This window comes from Moorena sp. SIO2C4 (genome assembly GCF_010672485.1).
GTDB classification, from domain to species: domain Bacteria; phylum Cyanobacteriota; class Cyanobacteriia; order Cyanobacteriales; family Coleofasciculaceae; genus Moorena; species Moorena producens.
In genome coordinates, this window is the sequence record NZ_JAAHGN010001364.1 from 1 (window position 1) to 1,641 (window position 1,641).

1 protein-coding gene and 1 pseudogene are annotated in these 1,641 nt (G+C 43.7%); both read left to right on the forward strand.

The window, feature by feature from the left end; genetic code table 11:
• The first annotated feature begins 497 nt into the window (after nt 1-497).
• Nucleotides 498-1,433, forward strand: coding sequence for an iron-containing redox enzyme family protein (locus F6K20_RS37600; RefSeq protein ID WP_287298269.1), 936 nt, complete (start codon nt 498-500; stop codon nt 1,431-1,433).
• A 5-nt stretch (nt 1,434-1,438) separates the two neighbouring features.
• A pseudogene (locus F6K20_RS37605) lies at nt 1,439-1,641 on the forward strand (AEC family transporter); the annotation flags it as partial.

The following is a 1,641-nucleotide window of genomic DNA, read 5'->3' on the forward strand; positions in this document are numbered from 1 at the left end:
TAGCTCTTTCAATATCCATTGTTCCATATTTGTGATAATAGATGCCAGAGGCGATTCTAGCCAGAACACACACTTGACTCTTTTTGTCAAGTTTTATGTTAAGAAAGATGTTTATAAAGCATAGCTTTTTAAGGGGGGAGCCATTCTCAAAGTCCTTAATCAGGTGGGAGGCTTCTCAAAGTCCCCCTTTTTTAAGGGGGATTTAGGGGGATCTCCAAGTTTGAAGACAGGCCGGGTGGGGGGCGAAACCATAGCCAGAATCACCAAGCCCTATTTATCAGTGCTTAATCGGTATAGTAAAACCGTTGATCTGACTTAACAGCCATGAAATCATAATTCGAGCTTGCTGTATAAGTGTGGAAGCCCAAAGTAAGCGCCAGAGTTTGACTTCAGACTTCTGACTTCAGACTTCTGACTTCTGTAACTTCTTCCTGTTGGGACTAAGCTTTCATTGTAGAAAACAGTAAAAACACTATTACTACTAGTGAAATTAGGTCATGCAAGACTTTCTAGAATATATGCGGACTCTACAGGTCTCGCAGGAGTTAGATAGACCCACCCAAGCCGAATCAGCCAACAGCTTTTCCATCGCTACCATCCAAAGTCTGGGTTCTCCCCAGCAAATTCCCCATTATGCCCGAAATCATGCTCTACTCCAGCATCCCTGGTTGCTGAGTTTCCAAAATCCACCGTTAAGGCACACTCACCTAGAGGATTTATCCACTACTGATCAAAAATTAGGAGTCTTAGTTGCTGATCATCCCCGATTATCCGGTTTAATCAGGGAAACTGGCGTAAGTCGTAACCTAGAAACTTGGCTCAAGCAGCGTTATCTGATCAGTTGGTGCTTCCCCAATTGGCTGACTGCTGTTGCTTCTAAGTTACCTACACCCCAAACCCGAATCCCTTTATTAAAGAATCTCTATGAAGAACACGGATTATCGGGGAAACCTGGCCATAGCAAACCCCATCCTCAAATGTGGCAGCAGTTATTTGAAGAATTATCAGCGATCGCACCAGGTCAGTCCATACCTCTACCAAAGTCATCACAAGAATTATTACCAGGAACCCAACGCTACCTGCAAATCTACACAACTGCTTGCTTCCAATACCCCGCTGCCTTTGGATTGGGGATACTGGCTTTCACGGAATCTATCCTACCCTATGAAAACCAACTGATTTTAGCAGGTCTGAAAAAACTGGGTATTTCCACAAAAGGACAAGAATTCTTTGCCGTTCACTGCGACTGTGATCAAGACCATGCTGAGGAAATCTTAGATGTGATTGAGCAGACCGCTAATTCTCCCCAAACCCTTTGGCAAGTATGGCAGGGCGTGGCCATGGCAGTAAGAGCTCGTCAGGGATTTTACGATGATTTGGATCGAGAATTGGTACTGCTGCGTCAAGACACTGTTAAATCCAGTAAAGGTTGAGGACTTTGGCTATTGATAAAGTCATCCCCCTGGTGCTTTTCATTGCTATTGGTTATGCGCTGAAAGGGAAATTTCAAAAACCTGTAGCAGTTGGTGCCATTAAAACCTTAATTATCAATGCCTTACTTCCTGCTGCTCTATTCCTATCCACGATCAAAATTGATATAAGTCAAGGTTTACTTTCTCTACCGGCTTTCGGACTTGCTAT

Bases quoted from the DNA above. Each gene is read 5' to 3' on its own strand.
- F6K20_RS37600 (WP_287298269.1), top strand. From the start codon at position 498: ATGCAAGACTTTCTAGAATATATGCGGACTCTACAGGTCTCGCAGGAG.